Raw genomic sequence first — 18080 nt, forward strand, 5'->3', positions numbered from 1 at the left:
CCCTCATTTTCAACTTAATAATTCAATACACATTCAGAGATAAAATAAAGTTCATCATCTGTAATTTCAACTTCTATTGAAGTTATACTGGCCAATAATGACTCCTTGACTGTTGGCATAATCTGTTGCACTTTGGCTGAAGGCTCCTCTGTATACGCCATTGGATTGTTACGCAAACAACGCTCGATTGCAAAAGCTGTATGTATGATACATTTTATTTGCTGACTATTAGAGAAATCACTATTTAGCTGTAACTGCAACTGTTGTATCCAATTTTGCAGTAAGCTACAAATAACATCAGGGTTCAAATAAACTAGGTGCTTACGTAAAACATCTTCACACATACTAGTTACAACTATGTTTTGCTCTTGCGTTAGTTGTTTGGGCTCTGGTTGCTGCGTAATAATTGAAATTAGTCTCTTTTCCCCGCTATCTGCAATCAACTCTTCTAATGACACATAAGGAACTGCTATGCTTGGCCGCTTAGTCCCAACAGCAGCAATAATCTCGTATTCTTTAGCAATTTTAGGTATTATCTCCGTCATTTTCAAAATAGACACTGTTTTAACTTCAATTACTTCTTCACTAACTATTTGTGCAATAATTTTCTGAATTATTTTTTTCAATCGTTGTGCAGTCCCACTACCACTCATACAAATTGACAATATCACTTTTGTACCCTTAGCTGTCCTAACCTGATTATTAACTAATTGGGCTAAATCTTGTTGCACTGAATTATATATAGAATCTAAGTCCATATCGACATAACTAATTTTCCTTAGTACATCTAACACAACTGCTGTCGTAACGTTAGCTAATGTTTTTAATTTAACGCCTGTTAATTTCCGTAGTTGCTGCGTCATCATGCCTAACGAACCCATGTCAACTAGCAACAATACCCCTTTACCTTGATTTAGCTTTGCAATCATCTCTGCCATTTGCCGTAAAATTTCATTAGGCGAAACGGTAAGAGGCATGTCTAACGCACCTATGTTGGCATTTCCCAGTAAATCAGTAGCTACCTTAACCATCGAACTAGCGGTAGAATTTCCGTGAGCAACTACCAAAACACCAACTTGCTTTTTTTCTGATAAGGTTCTAATTGAACTAAGCAGCATTGTCAAATAGATTACTTCAATATCTGGAACCTTTACTGAAAAAGTTGAAATTATTTGCTGCTGAAATATCAATGCAACTTGGTACTCAGCGTGATGTGTGTTCTTTATTTTTTCAACTTCATTTTTTAACAATATATCTGTATGATTTCCTCTTTTAAAGAACGCATCAATATGCATACTCAAATAATAAATAAAGCGTTGATCTAACTGGACTTTTAGCTCTTGCTCTGCTATTTTCTTTAAATGTTCGACAAATTTTGAAACTTTTCGATCAACAAACTTATTAAGATTCACATCAGGCAATGACTGCTTGAAAAAATTTTTAATATGTAAATGTATATCTGTCATAATATACTGATGAATATCTTCTACCGAAATACCTTGACGCTGCAAATGACGCACCTTATTTTCAATAAGCTCGTAAATATTGTCTTTATCATCATCTTGTGGTGTTTTTCCAACGTAGAAAAGCGTATTAGTATCTAAATAACGAGAAAACTCAGCTTCATGTCGTGTTCTAGCCGCATTGTTCAACCAAACTTGACGCAAATTTTCGGGCAAGTCATTCAAAATAACAGTAACTTTTTTTGAACTTATATTATTTAAAAAAGCTTGGGCGCATGTTAATTGGATTTGTGACTTCAATTCACCTACATTTCCATAGCTTTCGTCAATTAGCAAAGCCGTAAAAACATCAATTCTAACACTCAAATCTTTTTTTATTCGTTGCGCCTCTTTTGTAAATAAAAATTTAGCCAATTCTATCTTTTCACTTAAAGGTCGTTCTGCCAAGGGCGGTATCTCAATTGTCATTGGTATCCGTCGTAAAAATGTTTTCAGCAACGTTGAAGATGGGTCTTCTGTTGTTGCACAAATTATCAGAACATTTGCTTTTCTTTGCTTTTTGCTTTCTCCCAATCGTTTAAAAATACCATTATCTATAAAATAAAAGAGCATCTCTTGTCCTTCAGGTGGTAACCGATGAACTTCATCTAATAACAATACACCTCCATCAGCTTGCTCTACTAAACCGGATTGATCACTCGTAGCTCCTGTAAATGCCCCTTTAGCATAACCAAAGAGAGTTGCTAATAACAATTGCGGGTTATTATAATAATCTGCACAATTAAATGATATAAAAGGGACTTGATTTGAAAAAACGCCACGATATTGTGCATATGCAAAAATCCGATTAGCAAAATATGTTTTCCCAACCCCTGTTTGTCCTACTAGCATCATATGTAACCCATGTGGTGGATACATAATGGCCGCCTTTGCTTGTGTCGTGGCCTTTTTTAAACTCCCACTATATCCAATCATCTCAGTTAACGGATCTATTTTTTCTTTGACACTTCTTATAGCATTTGTAGCAACTACTCTTTTTTCAGTCGAATCAGTAACTAACTCTTCTAAGTTAGCAACTTCAAAATATAGTAATTGCTGCACCTTAAGTTTTTTTAATACACACTCAACTGGTAAATATCTAATCGGAAAACTTTTAACTTTTAAAACTCTTTCCGTTCTAACTAATTTATTTAAATCACTCGAAACATTAGTTCTGGCTAATTTTAACGCACTTGCGATAGCCGTTGTTGTTGTTCCCTGAGTTTTTAGCATCTCAGCTTGACTTTTGTTCTTCCAAGTTTGAAATAGGTATTGATAAATTCTTTCAATTCTCTTCAAAATTAACCTCCTCAGTAAATAGCAACTAACTATTAAAAAATTAAAGCAATCTCCTCTATAATAATAACATCTAGCCTCATATTTTGTGTATTTCTTAACAAAACTATATTTCTAACTCACTAATCGCAGCTAATCTCATTTTTTGCTGTAGTTCTTCAATAATTTTAATCCCTGAACTTGTTCCTATTCGCGTAGCTCCCGCCTGAATCATTTTTATAAAGGTCGCAGCATCACGAATCCCTCCAGCCGCTTTGACATTTACTTCATGCCCAACTACTTGTTTCATTAATTTAACATCCTCTATTGTTGCACCACTTATACCAAATCCAGTTGAAGTTTTAATAAAATCAGGTTTCACATTCTTCGCAATTTTAGCAAGAGTGCTAATCTCTTCTTTTTTTAAATAACAGTTTTCAAATATTACTTTACAAATCGCTTGTTGGTGGTGACAAAGCTTAACCATTTGCTGCATCTCATCAGCTACATATGCATAGTCCTTGTTTTTAACAGCTGACAAGTTAACCACGTAATCAATTTCATCAGCACCTGCATTAAGCGCTTGTTGCGCTGAAAAAAGCTTAGATTTCAAATCCGTTTGTCCTAATGGAAAACTAATAGCCGCCCCTACATGTACTTTGCTTTGTGCTAGTTTCATTGCACAAAGATGTGTCTGATATTCATTAATAGCTACCATCTTAAATTGATATTTTACAGCCTCATCACATAGCTTCTCGATGTCTTGTTTACTTGCAGCGGCATATAAATTTGTATGATCAATTAATTGCGCTAATTGTTGTATAGTATAATGCATTTTTTCTCCTTTGTAATCGCTTTCTATTTATTCTATAAATATCCATAGTGGGACAAAAGACTGTTAGCCAACGAGCATTAACTGTACCCCAAATAATCTAGGCTTGGATTATCTAATTTGCAAGGTTACCCGCAACTATTTGCCTTTTTGCACACATTTCGTCACCCAACATTTGAAAATCCATAGCGCTTAGGCCTGCCATTTCAAATGCTTTTAAGCATTGTTTTTCATCAAGTTTTGTTGATAATCACCTATTTGCAATGCCCAAATTGCTAATTGTGTCCGATCACGTAAATTCAACTTTGCTAAAACGTTTGAAAGGTAATTCCTGATTGTTCCTTCAGATAAAGATAGTTTTGTTGCTATTTCCTTGTTTGATAGTCCCAGCTTAATATTTTGAACAATTTGCCACTCAGATTCAGAAAGTGACTCTACTCCAGTTGTTTCCATAGACATCGCCGGTTTATTAATAACTACTCGAGAAAACAAATTGAAAGCTTTATTCGATAATGACTTATTTTGATCGATAAGTCCATGATAAACTTTTACGATTTCTTGATACAATTCATCTAATGAAACCTTCCTTGATTGCAGTAAATACCCCCAACACCCTGCCGCCGAAAAGTTATATAGCGTACAGCTACTACCAGTTAATTGAAGCATTATTAGTTTGTCTGTACGCTTAAGTGTTTCTTTGTATCCAGCACAATCCGTTTCTGAAAGATTCATATCCAACATAACAATATCATATTTATCAGTTGCTACTTGACAGTTGGTTGTTTTAAGATCAACATTTAATTCTTTGTGCGCTGACAATACTAATCGTAAAGCTTCCCCTATTAACTCTTGATTGGTTAAAATTAAAATTTTAATCATACTATCTTCCTCCTAACAAGATTTACCTAGTAGTCTTTACTTATATACAAGCAAATTCCATGCCAATTTTCTTTTTCCAGCTAGATTAAGCCACTAAAAAAGACCTGTCTTATTAAAATAAAACAGGTCTCTATCTTTTTAATACAGATTAACACTAAAACAAAACACGTTTAATACACATTTGATTACTCAAATTGGTTTAAAACAACAGCGACGCCATCATGATTATTATCCAAAGTTACATTAGCAAATTTTTCTTTTAATACAGTAGGTGCGTTTTCCATTATATAGCCCGTTCCTACGGTTTTCAGCATTCCTAAATCATTGAAATTATCTCCAAAAGCAATTGTTTCACTTGTCCTTGCTTGATAGTAGTCCATCAAATACTTTACCGCATTTTTCTTTTCGACATTACCATTAGTTATTTCAATCAGATTAGGTGATGATTGGACAATCGATAATGTTGGATACATCTTTTTCAACTGTACTTGTGCCTGTTCAATCTGATTTGAAGCCCCCATTAATAGCACCTTATGCACAAATGGAAATTCAGAAAATTCACTCCATGTTGCTATTCGTTTAGCTGAAACAGCCACTATTTCTTCTTCATGCGCTACCCAATAATTATCGTGTTGCGTTGCTGCCCATATATCGTTACTATAGATATTCCAAACCAATTCTGGTAAATTAGTACTGACATTTTGACAAATTGCCTGTGCTAACTCTGTTGCCATTGTGTCTGATTTTAGTACTTTCCCTTTTTCATCACAAATTAAAGCTCCATTATACGCAATCAGAGGAGAATTTATCTCTAAATCTTCCATTATCGGCTTAATTGCTGCTGGCATCCTTGCTGATACAGGAATAAATTTACTCCCGCTTGTTACTATCTGAGAAATAGCTTGTTTGGTTAAAAAAGTTATCTGATGCTTGTTGTTCAAAAGAGTTCCGTCAAGATCACTAAAAATTAATTTAGGAATCATTATGCTACCTCTTGTTTTTCACTTGGGCTAGGTGCTACTTTAGCTTCGAATTCATTGATAACCAACCGTAAATTTTTATTTCCACGATATATTCCATAACCGATAACTAACATTCCTAATCCACCAACAACAATCAAAACAACACCTAAAATAAGCAATAGGACATTAGTTAAATGGAAAAAATAAAGCATTATGATTCCAATACCAACAACGCCTAAGAAAAGAGAAAACCATCTCCCTAAATTTTCCAACATATGCTTTTGATACAATATCTCAGTTTCATAACCTTTAACAATTTCAGCTCTATTCAACTTTGTCCCTCCTATCACTAGTACTTCAAACCTGGGTTGAAGATTCCTAACACAACACCTGCAAAAGCAATAACTACTAATAAGAGCATTACTTTAACAGGTGAAATATTCTTTTTAGCCATCAACCACCAACAAAAAATGATAAATCCAGCGGTTAATAAACCTGGATATACAGCATCCAACTTATCTTGTAATACTAAATAAGCTTTGCCAGCTGAATTTTTCAATTCAAATGATGTTGTAACTGATACCCAAGTTGCAGCAACACTACCTACAACCATACCACCAACGATACCTACCGCTTTACGAATAGCTTTACCTTGGGCTCCAACCAAAAATTCAACGGCTTTATCACCCATCTCATAGCCTTTAAAATAAGCAAATTTCATACCAAAATACGCTAGTAAGTTCCATACAATAATATAGAAAATTGCCCCGATTGGAGAACCACCTGTAGATAAGCCTAAAGAAATACCCAAGATAATTGGAATCAATGTCCCAACAATCATTGAATCACCAATACCTGCTAACGGACCCATCAAACCAGCACGTAACCCATTAATTGTTTCGCTATCAATACCATTAGCACCATTAGCACGTGCTTCTTCTAAACTCGCTGTAATTCCGACAGCAACCGAACCAATTTGAGGTTCTGTATTAAAGAATGCTGTATAAGTCTGCATTGCTTCTTCTTGATCTTCTTTTTTATCATACAATTCTTCAACGATTGGCAACATCGAAGTTAAATAACCAAAAGTTTGCATATGTTCTTGTGAAAAACAAGTTAAATTTCCATAATACCAATGATGAAATGACTTCATCAAGGTTTTTTTACTAATTTTCTTTTCAGCCATATTAGATATCCTCCTCATCGTCATCATCATCAATTGAACTGCCACCCGCTGGCGCTGCTGCTCTAGCATTCTTAGCCATTTCAAGGTTGTAGAATAATAATGCAAAGATTAATGAAATAACAGCACATGATACTAAATTCAAAGAAAGTGAAGCTGCTAAAGTGAAACCTACGAAAAATGGCACAAAATCCATTGCTGATTCAACAATTTGTTTTAATAAAATAGCAATCCCGACACAAGGTAACATTGCACCAACCGTGAATAAAGTCTTCATTGGAATACCATCCATTGGCAAAGCAGTTTTCAAAGTTGTAACAGCCGTAGCACCTAATTTACACATGATTAATGTTGGAATAAATGAGAATAATAAATGAGAGACCCAAGGCCATCCCCAGTTAACACCATATAATTTCTTAAAATTGCCTTTTTCAACATCACGCCACCCCATATGTTGCCATACAAGGTTTAGTGTCGCTGTTCCATAGAATAAAACTGTACCAATTGTTCCAACTAAAGTACCCATTGATTTTGCTAAACTAGCAGCAGCCGTTGAAGTTGCTGATAATCCTTGTGATTGAATTGCAACCATAGCCAGTGGAATACCAATATATGAGATTGCACGAACATCGGCAGAAACAGTTCCACCTGGAGTAACAAGTGCAATATAAACAAGTTGCATCGCAACCCCACACATAATTCCTAATTTAATATCGCCTAAAACAATACCACATACTAAGCCACCAACTAATGGTCGACCTAAAGTATAATTCCCAATTGAAGTACCTGCCATCCCTGGCAACGATGATAAACAAGCAAATATTCCTAGAATAGCTGCTTGTATCCAGCTAATTGTCATAATCGATTTCTCCTTTGTTTAGAATAAAATTTAAAAACCAAATTGTCCTTTAAACTTGTCCCAATATCCAATCGAAACATCTGGCAATAATTGAAATTTTACTCGATAACCCGCTTTTTCAATTGCTTCAATTGCTGCTGCTTCTTCCTTAGTTATTGATTGATTGTTCCCTAACTTGACTGTGCCAGGACGATCATTACATGGTCCAACGATTATTTCTTTAACACCGCTTGGAACAAAGCCTTGATCAACCAATATCGCTTTCATATCAATTGGATCTTTAGTAATTAAAAAATAATTATCTTTAGAATCCAATACACGTTGCGATTTACGTTGCCAAGCCTCTTTGGACCATACAAATGTCTTCTTATCAGATGCTGCTTTATAGGCATCCTTTAAAACTGCATTTTTTGATACTAAATCATTAACAGCTACTAAACCATCACATGGGAATTCTTTAGCCCACCGTGTAACTGTCTGTCCATGAATCATACGATCGTCAATTCTTACAAAAGAAACTGTCATTCGTGATTCCTCCCTTACTAAATATCTTCATCTTCGTCTTCATCATCTGTTGAACTTGGTTTAAATTGACGTAATGAAGACTGTGCCTCAGCTAAAACGGTTGTAACAAATTCTTCACCGGTTAAAATATCCTTCATCATCAATGCATTTAATGCCATTGGCAAATTCATTCCTCCAAGTACAATAGAACTATCTAATAATTCCTTTTGCGCTAATACATTACATACTGTTGTAAGTGGGCTACCACCAATAATATCGCCAAGAACAACAAACGTATTATCTGATAAATCTGCTATTTGGTGCGAAAACCGTGTTGCTAAACTATCGACTGCCTCACCATTCTTAAGACCTACAGCTATAACTTCATCAACTTTGTCAGCTGCAAACATTGCTAAAGAACTTTTTAACCCTTGTGAAAAATCACCATGACTAACAAGTAATAGGTATTTCATCTTCAACCTCCTTTCTATATTTCTTAAATAAAGATTAACATTTTGTAAAAACGCTTTATAGTGACCTAAATCACCATTTTTAGATGACATTTGTCAAAAATTACGCAAAAAAATATGAATCCCATCTTTTTATAGATCTTGGAATTCATATTATTAATTATTCTTTTTATACTTTACTTTTGCAACGGTAACCTTTGCCGTAATAATTTTAAATTATGCACATGCCAAGGTGTTCGGTTTAATTTAGGTAAATTCATCTTCAAAACGAGTTTATCGCCAGTTTTTAACATTATATTAGTTTCAATAACTAAATTAGTTGATAACCACTTATCTATCAAATACATTTTAACAATTTCCGTTTGTTTTAAACTAAGGCCATCAGAAAAAAAGGCCATCGCACTATGATATCGCGCAGCAAAGAAAAAATTATCAGTTACATATAAACAGTTAATGATTGGATTAGCTTTAACTGTACTAATAGCCACTAAAACTCTACTGGCATCATAATCAAGCTCTGGATATTGGTGCAGTAAATATTCCTTAAAATCTGTTTGATTAATAAAAAGGCCCACTTAATTCACCTACTTTGTCAACTACTTAACTTTAGCAATTCTTCCTTGTTCAATATAAACAGCCAAAATGGAAATATCTGCTGGATTTACACCACTAATACGACTTGCTTGAGCCAATGTTTCTGGTTGAATCTTAGTTAATTTTTGCCGTGCTTCCGTTGCTAAACCTTCGATTGCGTTATAATTAATTCTTTCTGGAATTTGTTTAGCTTCCATTCGCTTTAATTTTTCAACTTTTTCAGACTCTTTTTTAATATAGCCTTCATACTTGAATTGAATTTCTACCTGTTCAATTACGCGCCTATCCAACGGTTCTTCAGGTGCTGGAATAAAGTTTAACAAATCATTATACTTCACATAAGGCCGACGTAAGAACTCACTTGCTAATACGCCATCTTTTAAAGGTCTATCTCCATGTTCTTTTAAGTAAGCATCTACTTGAGCATTTGGTTTAATTCTGATTGTTGCTAATCTTTGTTTTTCTGCTTCAATCGTTGCCTTCTTGGCTTCAAATTGTGCATATCTTTCATCTGAAATCAAACCAATTTCATGTCCAATTTCTGTTAATCGCAAATCTGCGTTATCATGTCTTAGTAATAAACGGTATTCAGCTCGTGAAGTCAGTAAGCGATAAGGTTCATTTGTTCCTTTAGTTACTAAATCATCTACCATTACTCCAATATAAGCATCAGATCGTTTCAAAACAACAGGTTCTTTATCTAATGCTCTAAGTCCAGCATTTATTCCTGCGAGCATTCCTTGACCTGCCGCTTCCTCATAACCTGATGTTCCGTTTGTTTGACCAGCGGTATATAGATTTTTAATTAACTTGGTTTCTAGTGTCGGGCGTAATTGATATGGTGAAACTACATCATACTCAATTGCATAACCCGGTCGCATAATGTGTGCATTCTCTAATCCTGGAACCGAGTGTACCATTTTTTGCTGAACTTCTTCGGGCATTGAAGTAGAAAAACCTTGCACATAGTATTCATCCGTATTGCGACCTTCCGGTTCAATAAACAATTGGTGCCGATCCTTGTCTGCAAAGCGCACAATCTTATCTTCAATTGATGGACAATAACGTGGGCCGACACCTTTGATTACACCTGAAAACATTGGTGCTCGCTCAAGGTTTTTACGAATTATCTCATGTGTTTTTTCTCGCGTGTAAGTCAACCAACAAGACATCTGGTCTTCTACAGGTAAATAATCTTCATCTTTAGATTCAAAGCTAAAATGATTGGGATCTGCATCACCAAGTTGTTCTTCGGTAACAGAATAATCAATCGTATTACCATCAACACGTGGTGGTGTTCCCGTTTTAAAACGTTCTAACACAAACCCTAGTTTTTCTAGATTACCGGATAATTTCATCGAAGGTTGTGAATTATTAGGGCCGGATGAATACATCAATTCACCGATAATAATCTTGCCACGAGCTGCTGTTCCTGTTGTCAAAACAACGGTTTTAGCTCCATAACGTGCACCTGTATTCGTAATTACACCGACAACTGTTTTATTTTCAATAACTAAATCATCTACAATACCTTGACGTAATGTAAGATTAGGTTCGCGTTCAATTGTATGTTTCATTTCTGCCGAATAAGCATGCTTGTCTGCTTGCGCCCGCAATGCTCGAACAGCTGGTCCTTTACCGGTATTTAGCATCCGCATCTGAACATAGGTTTTATCAATGTTGCGCCCCATCTCACCGCCTAAAGCATCCAATTCACGCACAACAATTCCCTTTGCGGGTCCACCAACTGAAGGGTTACATGGCATAAATGCAACCATATCTAAGTTAATTGTCATTAACAGTGTCTTATTGCCCATTCGTGCTGCCGCTAAAGCTGCTTCACACCCTGCATGACCGGCACCAACGACGATTACATCATAGTCTTCAGCTTGATATTGCTTTACTTCCATTAATCAAATTGCCTCCTTTATTTTCCTAAACAAAACTGACTGAATAATTGCGTTAATAGTTCATCTTGATAGCTATCTCCGGTAATTTCACCTAATAACTCCCATGCATTTGTCATATCAATTTGCACTAAGTCAACTGGCATTCCTGCTGAAATTCCTGAAAGAACTGCATCTAGTGAATCTTCAGCTTGATTTAACAACCCAATATGACGAGCGTTAGTCACCATAACTGTTGTTTGTGAGTTTTCAATTCCGCCAAAGAATAAAATTGCTATTTTTTCTTCTAATTCATCCATTCCGGAATTCTTTAAAACGGAAGTTGCTAAAATTTCATCTTGCGAAACATACTTCTGTAGTTCTGTTTCATCTAACTTACGCGCCAAATCCGTCTTGTTTAAAATAACAATTCTTTTTTTATCCTGAGTAGCTGCAATTAATTTTTGATCTTCAGTAGTTAAAGCTTCGCTAGAATTAAGAACTAGCATAACTAAATCAGCTTGATCAATTGCTTTTCTTGAACGTTCAACTCCAATAGCTTCTACTTTATCTGTTGTTTCTCTAATTCCTGCTGTATCAACCAGTTTTAAAGGCACTCCGCGAACATTAACGTATTCTTCAATTACATCTCGTGTTGTCCCTGCAATCTCTGTGACAATAGCTTTGTCTTCATGCAAAAGATGATTTAATAAACTGGATTTACCCACGTTAGGTCGGCCGACAATCGCAGTTGCGAGTCCTTCTCGTAACACTTTGCCTTGCTGAGCTGTCTTTAGCAGTTGCTGAATGCGTGCTTTAACTTCTTGCGCTTTTTCTTTTAGTAACTTAGTTGTCATGGTTTCAACATCATCATATTCAGGATAATCAATGTTTACTTCAACTTGGGCTAAGACATCTAAGATATCTTGACGTAAATTTCTGATTAAATGTGACAGGTTCCCATCTAATTGATTCAAAGCTACTTTCATCGAACGATCCGTTTTAGCTCTAATCAAGTCCATCACTGACTCTGCTTGTGTTAAATCAATCCTACCGTGCAAAAAGGCACGCTTCGTAAATTCACCAGGTTCCGCTAACCGCGCTCCATTGGACAAAAGTAATTGCAAAATTTTATTAGTGGCCACAATACCACCATGGCAGTTGATTTCAATCACATCTTCTCGCGTGAATGTTTTAGGTGCACGCATAACTGAAATCATAACTTCATCTATTTCAATATTTGTTTTAGGATCAATTATATGACCATAGTTTATAGTATGTGTCGCCACAGCTGTCAAATCTTTGCCTTTAAAAACTCGTTGTGCAATCGCAATCGCATCTTCTCCACTTAGACGAACAATTGAAATAGCTCCTTCTCCAGGCGGCGTAGAGATTGCAGCAATCGTGTCATATTCCGTTACTGTCATTGTAGTCATTAATTTTTCCTCCTTTATTGCATAAAAAAAGCGCCACTCCACGCCTTTCCTCTCGTAAAAGAGTACTTACACGTGGACAAAGCACTTTGACTACTTTATCTTTATAAGATAAGAATGATTAACACTAATATACGTTTAAATAAGAAAAATGTCAATTGAAGATGCCTAGTTGTGTAAAAATAAGACTATAATTAAATTAAACATTCATTACCTAAAAACGGAGGTGTATCTAATGCATATTTCTACTATTAAAAAGGATTATTTTCTAGTTCTTGCTATTTTTGTAAGCTTTATTATTCAAAGCATTTTCCTATTTTTATTTAAATCTCGCCTGGGTCATACTCTGCCCACACGCTTTAATCTTAATGGCACAGTTTCTGCGGTCTTTCAGTACAAAACATCTATCTTACTTCCTGGAATACTGTTTCTACTCCTTCTTCACATAGGCAGTTTTATTATATATCGCTTTTTGCCTGCCGTTTTGAATCGAATTCCACTAATTACTAACTATGTCAAAAATGCAAAATACATTGCCACTCTTTTATGTTGGTACATTGAGTCTCTTTCATGGGTTATTTTACTATATTTCTTTACGCATACTACACTACCCATGCTTTGGGTTAATATCTTATTTTTATTATTACTATTTATTTTGACAATTCATAAAGTAAAAAAAGCAATGTGAATGGTTTGGATAATAAAAAGGATTGCCATAAATCCAAAATAAAAAACCTCTTGCTGCAGCTGTAAGCAAGAGGTCATTTACTATTGGTGTAGATATCATAGTTAATGGAGAAAGCCCCATGATATGGAGTTTTCAAGGCTTGAAATGAAATGCATGTATTAGTGGTCTACAATTAACCTTACATACAAGAATAAGTATAGTCCGTTAAATCATTAAATACAAGTTTTGAAAGTGCTTAATTTAAGTAAATTAAAAATATAACGTTTACAACGTATTTTTATTCTTTCAAATTACAACTAATAGCTAAATTATACTCCATTAGCTATCAATAAGTATGCTCCAATTATTCAGCATACAATTTTTTTACATTATTTATATCTAATTGTTGAATTGAATAATTTGAGCCACTTGGTTGCATTACCGAAATTTGATTAGTGTGCTTTAACCCCATCGCATGTCCTAATTCATGTTCAGCTGTGTTAATAATTCTTTGCGTTGAATACCCATACTCACTGCTAGATAAATAATATTTATTTAATTTAACAGTTGCATGGGCCAGCTTCTTAGTTGCTGCATCAATGCTGACCTTTGTTTCACCTGCAGCTTGTGTATTTGCATCCGTCATCGTCTTACAAACAATATCTGCTTTGTCTTTATCTGTTACAATCTTAAACGTAAATGCACCGGTATTATTCCAAGCAGAAATCGCACTCAGATAGGCACTTTTCAACGTAGCATCTTCGGTTGCAATATACACAGTTGCCGTGGCTGATGCCCAACGTGCTTTAGTATATTTTTTCTCACTGGTTGTATCACTTAATTGCGCAACTGTCACTTTTCTTAACTTAAATTCGGGAATATTAACCCCATGATCTTTTAGAAAATACTTACAGCTATTAAAACCACTATTAGCGATAGTAGCAAAACTGTTATATGCATTCCCTAAAAGATCTGGCCTCGCCATACTAGCATAGTAAAAACCGCAAAGCACGACAATTCCCAAAATGGCAGTACAGATAATACTCCAAATAAATCGAAAAAAACGATAGATCATCAATAGCTGCCCCCTTTTTAGTTTTTATTAACTATACAATACCTATTTAAAAGATGTGTAAGGTAAACGTTAAGAATTCGTTAGCTCTGCAACTAGTTTTATATGCTATTCATTTAATCAAATGCCATTTGACTCTTATATAAGTCATAATAAAATCCCTTTTGCGCCAACAGCGCCTGATGATTTCCTGTTTCGATAATTTTCCCATCTTTCAACACAATGATTTCATCTGCCTCAACAATCGTTTTTAATCGGTGTGCAATGATAAAGCTTGTCCGTCCAGTAATCACATTATTCATCGCTGTTTGAATTTTTTCTTCCGTAACTGTATCAACATTTGAAGTCGCTTCATCTAAAATTAAAAGATCTGGATTTGTCAGCAATGTCCGTGCAATACTGATTAGTTGCTTTTGACCTGTTGAAAATACTGAATTTTCATTAGAAACTTTGGTCTGATACCCTGCTGGTAGTGTCAAAATAAAATCATGAATATTAGCCTTTTTAGCTGCTGCTTGAATTTCACTTTGACTTGCCTCTGGTTTGCCAAAAGCAATGTTTTCTGCAATAGTACCGGTAAAAAGAACCGACTCTTGCAATACAATCCCTACATGTGCCCGCAATGACTCCAGGGTTAATGTGCGAACGTCCACACCATCAAATGCTACTAAACCACCGGTAACATCATAAAATCGATTTAAAAGATTAATTACCGTTGTTTTTCCTGAACCAGTTGGGCCTACAATAGCCACTGAATGATTTTTTTGTACGTTGATATCAATCCCATGTAAAATCTCCTTTTCGGCTGAATAACCAAAATGAACATCTTTTAATGCCACGTTTTTTTGCAAACCTGCCAAAACAATGCCATCTGTTACACTTTCTTCTTCTTTTTGTTTTTCGACTGCAACTAATCGTTTAGCCCCTGTAATAGCTAATTGCATCATTGAATAAATCGATGTCAATTGCATCAATGGTTGAAAATATTGCTGCGAATACTGCACAAACATCACTATTAAACCTAACCCTGTTGCTGTACCTATATTTCCACTCATTATTAAAAGTGAACCTGCTGCAATTACAATTGCTAAATTCAATAATGATAAGCCGTTCATCAATGGAAAAAGTAGTCCTGAGTACAATTGACCTTTAAACATTGCTTTGCGCACTTTATTATTAAAGCCACGAAAATTGCGCACTGATTCTTCTTGCAAACCATTAGTTATAATTACCTTTTGACCATTAATTTGTTCATTAATGTAACCATTAAGATTACTAATTTCAGCTTGTTGCTTGTCCAAATATTTACGTGCTTTACGCATAATAATAATACTGATTAAAACAACAAAGGGTGTTGACGCCATTGTTATTAGTGCCAATTTAACGTTAATAATCAGCATAATCCAAATAGTTCCAAAAAAAAGCGCACTTTGCGAAATAATCTCAAATACCGCGTTGTTCATTGCATTAAAAACATTATCTAAATCTGAATTAAATAAGGAAAGAATTTTTCCATCTTGATGAGTATCAAAGTATTTAATCGTTAACCGCTGTAATTTTGAAAACAAGCCCTTACGCATATTATTAGTTGAATATGCATTAAAACGGGAAGTTACTAACCACGAAATGCATAATGCCACTACATTCAAGATAAAACAAACAGCCATCAGCCAAAAAGCTTGGAAAAAACTCTGCATTGATGCATGACCCTTAGCAGCCTGTGTAATAAAATCTGTCAATGCTGTCACACTTTTTCCCATATAGACTGGTGCCATTACTTGAAAATACGTTGCCACTAAGGTTAACACTACTACGAGTGTAATTCCTTTCCAAAAAGGTTTTAAGTAACGTCTAAAATATCCAATTGCTTCACTTAATCTAGTCACTATTGCCCTCCTAGTCTAATTTCTTTGCTTTTTGAGTTGCATATATTTTTTGATAAATTGGTGAACTTTGTAATAGCTGCTTATGTGTTCCTTGCGCAACTAATCTACCTTCATCTAAAACAAGAATCTTATCAGCTTTTAAAACAGATACAATCTTTTCCGCAATAATAAAGGTTGTTGTGTGTTTTAAATGTTTAGCAAGTGCTTCTTGCACCAATTTTTCTGAATTAGCATCTAATGCCGACGTCGAATCATCCAATATTAAAATCGTGGGATTCCCAACTACTCCACGTGCGATTGATAAACGTTGTTTTTGACCACCAGAAAAGTTAGCTGATCTTTCTTCAACAACATGTTCAAAGCGATCACTATACGTATTTATAAACTCTGCTGCTTGGGCAATACCAATTGCTCTTTCCAGTTCTTCTATTGTAGCTTCACGCTTATTTTGCTTTAGGTTAGACTCAATTGTACCGGTAAATAAAACTGCTTGTTGTAAAACAAAAGACACTGCCGCACGTAATGATTTTTCATTAATATCACGTAAATCAATGCCACCAACTTTGACACTACCTTTTACTGGATCATACAGCCGTGCTATAAGTTGTGCCATTGTTGATTTTCCTGCACCTGTCGCACCGACGATTCCAACCATCTCACCAGGTTTAACCTGAAGAGAAATATCTTTAAGTGTCCAATCATTTTCACTAGCTCCTGGATATCGAAAACTTACGTTATCAAATTCAACCGAACCGACAAGTTCTTCTTGTGGGGCATCTTTTTTATAGATCAGACTGGGCTTAGTATCCAAAACCTCTTTAATTCTGCCTAACGAAACAATTCCTCTTGAAACTTGCATCGACGTCAGTGCTCCAACTATTATCGCACTCGTTAGAATATATAGATAAGTTACATAAGAGCTGATTGCCGTAATATCACTTGGATGGACTGTAATGTTTTGACCAACCACATAAATAGCTAATGAAATTGCTAAGTATGCTGCCCCCATGAAAATTGGAAAAGCCACTGAGAACAAATATCCGATAATAAGATTAACGTCATTCATTTTATCAGAAACTTTATTAAAATTAGCTTCTTCATTTTTTTCTTGGTTAAATGACTTAATCAACCTAATTCCTTGCAATTCCTCTTTAACTAGCGTCGTAATCTTATCCATTAATTTTTGGACTTTTTCAAACAAATGCCCCATTCGTTTAAAAATTAGATATGCCACACCTAAAATCAAAATAACAAGTAACACTTCAACCCACCACAAACGTGGAATCGTAAGCATCCCTAAAATAAAAGAACCAATAAATAAGACTGGTACTCTAATTATTTGCATGACGGCAGCTAAAATTAGATTAGTAATTTGATTCATATCATTAATTAGCCGTACCACTAGACTGCCACTTGAAAAATATTCAATATTGCTAAAGGAAAAACTTTGAATTTTAATATACACTTCTTCACGTAAATCACTAGTTACTCCCTGCGCCAAACGGGCTGCAAAATAAACATTGGCAATTCCGGCAATAATACCTATTATTGCTAAGCCAATCAATTGGACTCCGTAAAGACGAATTAGCTCCTGTTTATTAGCCATAACTGCTTGTAACACTTTTTGCAACAAGCGCGGCTGCCAGAGCGCTGTCAGTGCATATATTATAACTGCACTAATCGCACCTAAAAGATCTCCCCAATATTTCTTTAAATACGGTACAACAATCCTCACTTCTTTCACCCATCCTTAATCTGCATTTTCAAACTCTATATTCTCTTATTAATAAAGTATTTAACAACTATTGTCAACTTATCCAACTGCTAAGAATCTACTAAATAGACAGATTTAGGCCTTTTGTCTCGGTTTCAGTCTTAAATCATGTTTGTGTGTTGAAAATAATGAACGTCATTTTTTGTTACAAACTTGAAGTTTCAGAAACGATGATTGGTTCTAACTTCACTTTCAGTTAGAACAAAAAGGTTCTGATTGAAATTATTGGTTCTATAATATATGGTACTGATAGAAAAAATATTCTATCAATACCATTTTTTGTTTTATACTAAAAAAGATGA

Annotated in this window: 16 protein-coding genes; 1 reads left to right on the top strand and 15 read right to left on the bottom strand. The window is 35.0% G+C overall.

All coding sequences use genetic code 11. The annotated features are described in order from the left end of the window. Positions 1-14 precede the first annotated feature (14 nt). The 12 genes from LB941_RS08765 to mnmE form a co-directional block, all read right to left on the bottom strand. Positions 15-2801 (bottom strand): sigma-54-dependent transcriptional regulator, encoded by a 2787-nt coding sequence (locus LB941_RS08765; protein ID WP_253361265.1) that lies wholly within the window; start codon positions 2799-2801, stop codon positions 15-17. Positions 2802-2904: 103 nt separating this feature from the next. Beyond that, on the bottom strand, positions 2905-3612 hold the full coding sequence (deoC, locus tag LB941_RS08770; protein ID WP_253361267.1) for a deoxyribose-phosphate aldolase: 708 nt from the start codon (positions 3610-3612) through the stop codon (positions 2905-2907). 213 nt (positions 3613-3825) lie between these two features. Further along, positions 3826-4488 carry a response regulator transcription factor gene (locus LB941_RS08775; protein WP_253361269.1) on the bottom strand — a complete coding sequence of 221 codons (663 nt, stop codon included), beginning with the start codon at positions 4486-4488 and terminating at the stop codon, positions 3826-3828. Between the two features lie 185 nt (positions 4489-4673). Next, complete coding sequence (locus tag LB941_RS08780) at positions 4674-5471, bottom strand: Cof-type HAD-IIB family hydrolase (RefSeq protein ID WP_253361271.1); 798 nt, start codon at positions 5469-5471, stop codon at positions 4674-4676. Then, positions 5471-5782 carry a DUF202 domain-containing protein gene (locus LB941_RS08785; RefSeq protein WP_253361273.1) on the bottom strand — a complete coding sequence of 104 codons (312 nt, stop codon included), beginning with the start codon at positions 5780-5782 and terminating at the stop codon, positions 5471-5473. The genes LB941_RS08780 and LB941_RS08785 overlap by 1 nt, the downstream gene beginning before the upstream one ends. Before the next feature lie 17 nt (positions 5783-5799). Next, positions 5800-6636, bottom strand: a complete 837-nt coding sequence (locus LB941_RS08790) for a PTS system mannose/fructose/sorbose family transporter subunit IID (protein WP_253361275.1) — start codon at positions 6634-6636, stop codon at positions 5800-5802. A 1-nt stretch (position 6637) separates the two neighbouring features. After that, a complete protein-coding gene (locus LB941_RS08795; protein WP_253361277.1) occupies positions 6638-7492 on the bottom strand; it encodes a PTS mannose/fructose/sorbose/N-acetylgalactosamine transporter subunit IIC in 855 nt (284 codons plus the stop codon). Between the two features lie 30 nt (positions 7493-7522). Next, complete coding sequence (locus LB941_RS08800; protein ID WP_253361279.1) at positions 7523-8017, bottom strand: PTS sugar transporter subunit IIB; 495 nt, start codon at positions 8015-8017, stop codon at positions 7523-7525. 17 nt (positions 8018-8034) lie between these two features. Next, the gene (locus LB941_RS08805; protein WP_253361282.1) at positions 8035-8469 is read right to left on the bottom strand and encodes a PTS sugar transporter subunit IIA; all 435 of its coding nucleotides are present in this window, start codon (positions 8467-8469) and stop codon (positions 8035-8037) included. 173 nt (positions 8470-8642) lie between these two features. Then, positions 8643-9041 (bottom strand): hypothetical protein, encoded by a 399-nt coding sequence (locus tag LB941_RS08810; RefSeq protein ID WP_253361284.1) that lies wholly within the window; start codon positions 9039-9041, stop codon positions 8643-8645. A 21-nt stretch (positions 9042-9062) separates the two neighbouring features. After that, a complete protein-coding gene (mnmG, locus tag LB941_RS08815; protein ID WP_253361286.1) occupies positions 9063-10970 on the bottom strand; it encodes a tRNA uridine-5-carboxymethylaminomethyl(34) synthesis enzyme MnmG in 1908 nt (635 codons plus the stop codon). 17 nt (positions 10971-10987) lie between these two features. Beyond that, positions 10988-12382 carry a tRNA uridine-5-carboxymethylaminomethyl(34) synthesis GTPase MnmE gene (gene mnmE, locus LB941_RS08820; RefSeq protein ID WP_253361288.1) on the bottom strand — a complete coding sequence of 465 codons (1395 nt, stop codon included), beginning with the start codon at positions 12380-12382 and terminating at the stop codon, positions 10988-10990. 232 nt (positions 12383-12614) lie between these two features. Here mnmE and LB941_RS08825 point away from each other — a divergent pair, with 232 nt between their 5' ends. Beyond that, on the top strand, positions 12615-13067 hold the full coding sequence (locus LB941_RS08825; protein ID WP_253361290.1) for a hypothetical protein: 453 nt from the start codon (positions 12615-12617) through the stop codon (positions 13065-13067). Positions 13068-13410: 343 nt separating this feature from the next. Here the strand turns inward: LB941_RS08825 and LB941_RS08830 are convergent, their stop codons facing one another. From LB941_RS08830 to LB941_RS08840, 3 genes are all read right to left on the bottom strand, one after another. Continuing rightward, entirely contained in the window at positions 13411-14121 is a 711-nt protein-coding gene (locus LB941_RS08830) for a M57 family metalloprotease (RefSeq protein ID WP_253361304.1), read from the bottom strand. Between the two features lie 113 nt (positions 14122-14234). Continuing rightward, positions 14235-16004 (bottom strand): ABC transporter ATP-binding protein, encoded by a 1770-nt coding sequence (locus LB941_RS08835; RefSeq protein ID WP_253361292.1) that lies wholly within the window; start codon positions 16002-16004, stop codon positions 14235-14237. 10 nt (positions 16005-16014) lie between these two features. Beyond that, positions 16015-17739, bottom strand: a complete 1725-nt coding sequence (locus tag LB941_RS08840; RefSeq protein ID WP_253361294.1) for an ABC transporter ATP-binding protein — start codon at positions 17737-17739, stop codon at positions 16015-16017. Positions 17740-18080: the final 341 nt, after the last annotated feature.

Origin of the sequence: Ligilactobacillus ubinensis (assembly GCF_024160875.1) — a bacterium.
GTDB classification, from domain to species: Bacteria; Bacillota; Bacilli; order Lactobacillales; family Lactobacillaceae; genus Ligilactobacillus; species Ligilactobacillus ubinensis.

Coding starts and splice junctions, on each gene's coding strand:
- deoC (WP_253361267.1), bottom strand. CDS start 3,612: ATGCATTATACTATACAACAATTAGCGCAATTAATTGATCATACAAAT.
- LB941_RS08775 (WP_253361269.1), bottom strand. CDS start 4,488: ATGATTAAAATTTTAATTTTAACCAATCAAGAGTTAATAGGGGAAGCT.
- LB941_RS08780 (WP_253361271.1), bottom strand. CDS start 5,471: ATGATTCCTAAATTAATTTTTAGTGATCTTGACGGAACTCTTTTGAAC.
- LB941_RS08790 (WP_253361275.1), bottom strand. CDS start 6,636: ATGGCTGAAAAGAAAATTAGTAAAAAAACCTTGATGAAGTCATTTCAT.
- LB941_RS08795 (WP_253361277.1), bottom strand. CDS start 7,492: ATGACAATTAGCTGGATACAAGCAGCTATTCTAGGAATATTTGCTTGT.
- LB941_RS08800 (WP_253361279.1), bottom strand. CDS start 8,017: ATGACAGTTTCTTTTGTAAGAATTGACGATCGTATGATTCATGGACAG.
- LB941_RS08805 (WP_253361282.1), bottom strand. CDS start 8,469: ATGAAATACCTATTACTTGTTAGTCATGGTGATTTTTCACAAGGGTTA.
- mnmG (WP_253361286.1), bottom strand. CDS start 10,970: ATGGAAGTAAAGCAATATCAAGCTGAAGACTATGATGTAATCGTCGTT.
- mnmE (WP_253361288.1), bottom strand. CDS start 12,382: ATGACTACAATGACAGTAACGGAATATGACACGATTGCTGCAATCTCT.
- LB941_RS08825 (WP_253361290.1), top strand. CDS start 12,615: ATGCATATTTCTACTATTAAAAAGGATTATTTTCTAGTTCTTGCTATT.
- LB941_RS08830 (WP_253361304.1), bottom strand. CDS start 14,121: ATGATCTATCGTTTTTTTCGATTTATTTGGAGTATTATCTGTACTGCC.